This window comes from Pseudomonas machongensis (assembly GCF_034961125.1).
GTDB lineage: Bacteria > Pseudomonadota > Gammaproteobacteria > Pseudomonadales > Pseudomonadaceae > Aquipseudomonas > Aquipseudomonas machongensis.
This window is the reverse complement of record NZ_JAYFUI010000154.1, coordinates 1-5,733: the sequence shown is the minus strand read 5'-3', so window position 1 is coordinate 5,733 and position 5,733 is coordinate 1. Positions and strand designations below refer to the sequence as shown.

Annotated in this window: 5 protein-coding genes and 1 pseudogene; 5 read left to right on the top strand and 1 reads right to left on the bottom strand. The window is 65.2% G+C overall.

Annotated elements, in window-relative coordinates; genetic code table 11:
* Positions 1–99 (bottom strand): annotated as a pseudogene (locus VA602_RS15040) (IS110 family transposase); the annotation flags it as partial.
* A gap of 453 nt (positions 100–552) precedes the next feature.
* On the opposite strand from VA602_RS15040, the gene VA602_RS15035 reads away from it, so the two are divergent.
* From VA602_RS15035 to VA602_RS15015, 5 genes are all read left to right on the top strand, one after another.
* The gene (locus tag VA602_RS15035; protein WP_153772479.1) at positions 553–1,794 is read left to right on the top strand and encodes an SfnB family sulfur acquisition oxidoreductase; all 1,242 of its coding nucleotides are present in this window, start codon (positions 553–555) and stop codon (positions 1,792–1,794) included.
* Positions 1,795–1,886: 92 nt separating this feature from the next.
* Positions 1,887–3,065, top strand: a complete 1,179-nt coding sequence (locus VA602_RS15030) for an SfnB family sulfur acquisition oxidoreductase (protein WP_323453609.1) — start codon at positions 1,887–1,889, stop codon at positions 3,063–3,065.
* The gene (locus VA602_RS15025) at positions 3,065–4,453 is read left to right on the top strand and encodes an LLM class flavin-dependent oxidoreductase (protein WP_054925365.1); all 1,389 of its coding nucleotides are present in this window, start codon (positions 3,065–3,067) and stop codon (positions 4,451–4,453) included. Before VA602_RS15030 ends, VA602_RS15025 begins: the two co-directional genes overlap by 1 nt.
* Positions 4,446–5,246: a MetQ/NlpA family ABC transporter substrate-binding protein gene (locus VA602_RS15020; protein WP_112897119.1), complete on the top strand. Its 801-nt coding sequence runs from the start codon at positions 4,446–4,448 to the stop codon at positions 5,244–5,246. The genes VA602_RS15025 and VA602_RS15020 overlap by 8 nt, the downstream gene beginning before the upstream one ends.
* Position 5,247: 1 nt before the next feature.
* Positions 5,248–5,733, top strand: a 486-nt coding sequence (locus VA602_RS15015) for an ATP-binding cassette domain-containing protein (RefSeq protein ID WP_323453608.1), incomplete at its 3' end; no start/stop codon positions are given.

The following is a 5,733-nucleotide window of genomic DNA, read 5'->3' as shown; positions in this document are numbered from 1 at the left end:
CTTCAATCTGATGATCTCGTCGCGATCATCGTGATGAATAACCAGCTCAGCTTTTGCAACGTCCACACCCACGATCAATCTGTCTACCTGCATTGCCATGGGCGGTACCTCACGTTATGGTTTCGGGGCTTGAGGGGGTTTCACCAAGAGGCGCTGGCTTGCTTCTATCGTCGCTTGCAAACGATGCATTCTTTATCGGCGCTTTGGTGGAAGGGGTGGGGCGATGTCTCCCACGGTCTGTACTGCTGCGAACAGTCAGAATCGGGCATTTAGTCCCACCACCCCTTCAAGTCTAACCATACAAGCGGGCCTTGCCCGCGCAGAGTCCGGCACATCCAAGCAAATTCCTCTCTTCTATTCATATTCCAAAGAGTTAGTTCATAAACTTTTTATAAGCACATAAGGTATATAAACCGGACCACCGGACCCGCACACATCCGTCGCGACCAGCTGTAGCGACGCATCTACTTCGTGAGGTTCAGGAATGGTCAGGAACACAATCACCCCAGTGCGTAACGCCAGGGCATTGAGTGCAGCCAAGGAGCGGCACTGATGTCCAGCCAACCCAATACCCAATTCCACAGCGATATCGACAGCTCGCCCCTGCTGCTGCCGGCCAAGGTGTTGCGCAATGACGCCGAGGCCCTGCAAGCGGCCCGCGAACTGGCCGAAGTCGCGCGCCAGCAGGCTTCGCGCCGCGACCAGCAACGCAAGCTGCCGTGGGCCGAGATCGAGCTGTTCACCCGCTCGGGGCTTGGCAGCATCAGCGTGCCCAAGGCCCATGGCGGCCCGGATGTATCGTTCGCGACCATCGCCGAAGTCTTTCGCCTGATCAGCGCCGCCGACCCGGCGCTGGGGCAGATCCCGCAGAATCAGTTCGGCCTGCTGCAACTGCTGCGCCTGACCGCCAGCGAGGCGCAGCAGGCGCTGATCTTCCGCTCGGTGCTGGACGGCTGGCGCATCGGCAATGCCGGCCCCGAACGCAGCACCAAAGACACCTTGACCCTCAAGGCCCGCATCACCCGCGACGGCGACACCTACCGCATCAGCGGCGAGAAGTTCTACTCCACCGGCGCCCTGTTCGCCCACTGGGTGGCGGTCAAGGCCCTGGACGACGAAGGTCGCCAGCGCCTGGCCTTCGTACGCCGTGGCAGCCCTGGGCTGCGCATCGTCGACGACTGGTCCGGCTTCGGCCAGCGCACCACCGCCAGCGGCACGGTGCTACTCGACCAGGTACCGGTGGACGCGGACCTGGTGATCGACAACTGGCGCCAGGCCGACCAGCCCAATATCCAGGGCGCGGTCTCGCAACTGATCCAGGCTGCCATCGACGCCGGGATCGCCGAAGCGGCCATCGACGACGCCATCGCCTTTGTGCGTGACAAGTCGCGGCCGTGGATCGATGCCAAGGTCGAGCGTGCCAGTGACGACCTCTATGTGATCGCCGACATCGGCCGCCTCAAGCTCGAGTTGCATGCCGCCGAAGCCCTGCTACGCAAGGCCGCGCAGGTGCTGGATGAAGTCAATGCAACGCCTATCGATGCCGCTGCTGCGGCGCGCGCCTCGATTGCCGTTGCCGAGGCCAAGGTGCTCACCACCGAGATTTCACTGCAGGCCAGCGAGAAGCTGCTCGAGCTCGCCGGCAGCCGCGCCACCCTCGCCGAATTCAACCTCGACCGCCATTGGCGCAACGCCCGAGTGCACACGCTGCACGATCCGGTGCGCTGGAAGTACCACGCGGTCGGCGCCTACTACCTCAACGGCACGCTGCCTGCGCGGCATTCCTGGATTTGACTTGAGGGCCTTTCGCGGGCAAGCCCGCTCCTACAGGTGATCGCGATCCTCTGTAGGAGCGGGCTTGCCCGCGAAACGCCCCGGAGAACAACATGACCACATCCGTGATCACCAGCGACGCTCAAGCCCTGGCCGTCGCTGAAGACATCGCCCGGCAACTGCACCGCGACAGCGCCCTGCGCGACCGCGAGCGTCGCCTGCCGCACGCCGAACTGGAACTGTTCACCCGCTCCGGCCTGTGGGCGATCAGCGTACCCAAGGCCTTCGGCGGCGCCGAAGTATCGAACGTCACCCTGGCCAAGGTCATCGCCCGCATCGCCCAGGCCGACGCCTCGCTCGGGCAGATTCCGCAGAACCACTTCTACGCCCTCGAAGTGCTGCGCGTGAACGGCACCCTCGAACAGCAACAGCGTCTCTACGCCGAGGTGCTGGCCGGCAAGCGCTTCGGCAATGCCCTGGCCGAACTCGGCACCAGGACCTCCAGCGACCGCACCACCCGCCTGACCCGCGACGGCGGCTACCGCATCAACGGCCGCAAGTTCTACGCCACCGGCGCGATCTACGCCCAGCGCATTCCCACCTCGGTGGTCGATGACGAGGGCGTGCAGCAACTGGCGTTCGTGCCCGCCGACAGCCCCGGTGTGCAGGTGATCGACGACTGGAGCGGCTTCGGCCAGCGCACCACCGGCAGCGGATCGGTGCTGTTCGACAATGTCCGTGTCGAGGCTACCGACCTGGTGCCCTTCCAGGCCGCGTTCGAACGCCCGACAACAGTCGGCCCATTGGCCCAGATTCTCCACGCTGCCATCGACACCGGCATCGCTCGCGCCGCCGTCGAAGACGCCCTGCACTTCGTGCGCAACCACAGCCGCCCATGGATCGACGCAGGCGTCGACCAGGCCTCGGCCGATCCACTGACACTCAACAGCTTCGGTCGCCTGAGCATCCGCCTGCACGCCGCCGAAGCACTGCTCGAGCGGGCCGGCGAAATCCTCGACCAGGCCCAGCGCGACAGCAACGCCAGCAGCGTGGCCGCCGCCTCCATCGCCGTCGCCGAGGCCCGCGCGATCAGCACCGAGATTTCCCTGGCCGCCGGCAGCACTCTGTTCGAGCTGGCCGGCAGCCGCGCCACCCTGGCCGAACACAACCTCGACCGCCACTGGCGCAACGCCCGGGTCCACACCCTGCACGACCCGGTGCGCTGGAAGTACCACGCCATCGGCAACTACTACCTCAACGGCGAAAACCCACCGCTGCGAGGGACCATCTGATGAGCAAGCAGATCCTGCTCAACGCCTTCAACATGAACTGCATTGGCCATATCAACCACGGCCTGTGGACCCATCCGCGCGACACCTCGACCCGCTACAAGGACATCGAGTACTGGACCGACCTCGCGCGCCTGCTGGAGCGCGGGCTGTTCGACGGGCTGTTCATCGCCGACATCGTCGGCACCTACGACATCTACGGCGACTCGGTCGACGTCACGCTCAAGGAGTCGATCCAGCTGCCGGTCAACGATCCGCTGCTGCTGGTCTCGGCCATGGCCGCAGTGACCCGCAACCTAGGGTTCGGCCTGACCGCCAACCTCACCTACGAGCCGCCGTATCTGTTCGCCCGCAGGCTCTCGACCCTCGACCACCTGAGCAAGGGCAGGGTCGGCTGGAACATCGTCACCGGCTACCTCGACAGCGCGGCCCGTGCCATGGGCCTGGAACAGCAACCCGAGCACGACCGGCGCTACGACCAGGCCGACGAATACCTGCAGGTGCTGTACAAGCTGCTCGAAGGCAGTTGGGCGGACGATGCCGTGGTCGAAGACCGCAAGCAGCGTGTCTATGCCCGGCCCGACAAAGTGCGCAAGGTCGAGCACCGAGGCGAGTTCTACAAGGTCGAGGGCTATCACCTGTGCGAACCCTCGCCGCAGCGCACACCGGTGCTGTTCCAGGCGGGCAGCTCGGCACGCGGCCTGGCATTTGCCGGCAACCACGCCGAGTGCGTGTTCATCGGCGGCCAGACCCACTCAGGCACCCGTGCCCAGGTCGACAAGGTGCGCGCAGCCGCCCTCGCCGCCGGCCGCGACCCTCAGGCGATCAAGGTGTTCATGGGCATCACCGTGATCGTCGCACCGACCGAGGAGCAGGCCCGCGCCAAGCACGCCGAGTATTTGCGCCACGCCAGCGCCGAAGCCGGTGTGGCGCACTTTGCCGCCTCCACCGGCATCGACTTCGCTGCCTTCGACCTCGACGAGCCAATCAACGCAGGCCAGGGCAATGCGATCCAGTCCGCCACCAAACTCTTGCAGGACAACGCCTGGACCCGCCGCCGCCTGCTGGAACAACACGCCCTGGGCGGACGCTACGTGACCCTGGTCGGTGCGCCTGATCAGGTCGCCGAGCAACTGATCGGCTGGATCGACGAGACCGGCCTGGACGGCTTCAACCTGGCACGCACCGTCACCCCGGAAAGCTACGAAGACTTCATCGACCTGGTGGTCCCCGAACTGCAACGGCGCGGCCGCTACAAGACCGCCTACGCCGAGGGCAGCCTGCGCCAGAAGCTGTTCGCCAGCCCCAGCGCACATCTGCCCGCCGACCATCCCGGCAGCACCTATCGCACCCCGACCAACGCCCCCACCGGAGCCGCGCATCATGCTTGAGAAACTCTATCGGCCCGTCGCGGCCGCCCTGCTGTCCCTGGGCCTTGCCGGCGCCGCGCTGGCCGCCGAACCCCTGAAGATCGGTACCACGGCCGCCTTCGCCATTCCGCTCGAAGCGGCCGTGGCAGAAGCGCACAAGCAAGGCCTCGAGGTAAAGCTGATCGAGTTCAGCGACTGGATCGCCCCCAACGTCAGCCTCAACAGCGGCGACATCGACGTGAACTACTTCCAGCACATTCCTTTCCTGGAAAACGCCAAGGCCGCAGCAGGCTTCAACCTGGTGCCCTATGCACCGGGGATCATCAACAACGTCGGCCTGTATTCGAAGAAGTACAAGCGCTTCGCCGAGCTGCCCGAAGGCGCCAGCGTGGCCATCGCCAACGACCCGATCAACAGCGGGCGCGGCCTGCAGTTGCTGGCCAAGGCCGGGCTGATCACGCTCAAGCCTGGCGTGGGTTACAAGGCCACCGAAGATGACATCGTCGCCAACCCGAAGAAGCTCAAGATTCTTCAGGTCGAGGCCGTGCAACTGGTGCGGGCCTACGACGATGCCGACCTGGTGCAGGGCTACCCGGCCTACATTCGCCTGGCCAACAGCTTCGATGCCACCTCGGCGTTGCTGTTCGACGGCCTGGAGAACAAGGAGTACGTGATCCAGTTCGTGATCCGCCCGCAAAGCAAGGACGACCCGCGCCTGGCCAAGTTCGTCGATATCTACCAGCATTCGCCGGCCGTGCGTGAAGCCCTGAACAAGGCCCACGGCAGCCTGTACCAGGCCGGCTGGGAGGGCTGAGATGAGTAGCGCCAGCGCCCTCAGGGCGCCCGTCCCCCATGCCACGCAGGCTCCGGCGCGCGAGCAGGTATTGCGCCCGGAGGTGAACGAGGCTCATGTACGCTTCATCGGGTTGGGCAAGACCTACCCCGGGCAAGCTCACCCTGCCCTGCACGGCATCGACCTGAACATCCGCCGCGGCGAGATCTTCGGCATCATCGGCCGCAGCGGCGCCGGCAAGTCGTCACTGCTGCGCACCATCAACCGCCTGGAGCAACCCAGCGAAGGGCGCGTGCTGATCGACCAGGTCGACATCGCTCCGTTCGACGAGGATCGCCTGGTGTCGCTGCGCCGGCGCATCGGCATGATCTTCCAGCACTTCAACCTGATGTCGGCCAAGACCGTGTGGCAGAACGTCGAGCTCCCCTTGAAGGTCGCCGGCGTGGCCAAGGCCGAGCGTCAGCGTAAAGTGCGCGAGTTGCTGGAGCTGGTAGGCCTGGAACAGAAG

Coding starts and splice junctions, on each gene's coding strand:
- VA602_RS15035 (WP_153772479.1), top strand. CDS start 553: ATGTCCAGCCAACCCAATACCCAATTCCACAGCGATATCGACAGCTCG.
- VA602_RS15030 (WP_323453609.1), top strand. CDS start 1,887: ATGACCACATCCGTGATCACCAGCGACGCTCAAGCCCTGGCCGTCGCT.
- VA602_RS15025 (WP_054925365.1), top strand. CDS start 3,065: ATGAGCAAGCAGATCCTGCTCAACGCCTTCAACATGAACTGCATTGGC.
- VA602_RS15020 (WP_112897119.1), top strand. CDS start 4,446: ATGCTTGAGAAACTCTATCGGCCCGTCGCGGCCGCCCTGCTGTCCCTG.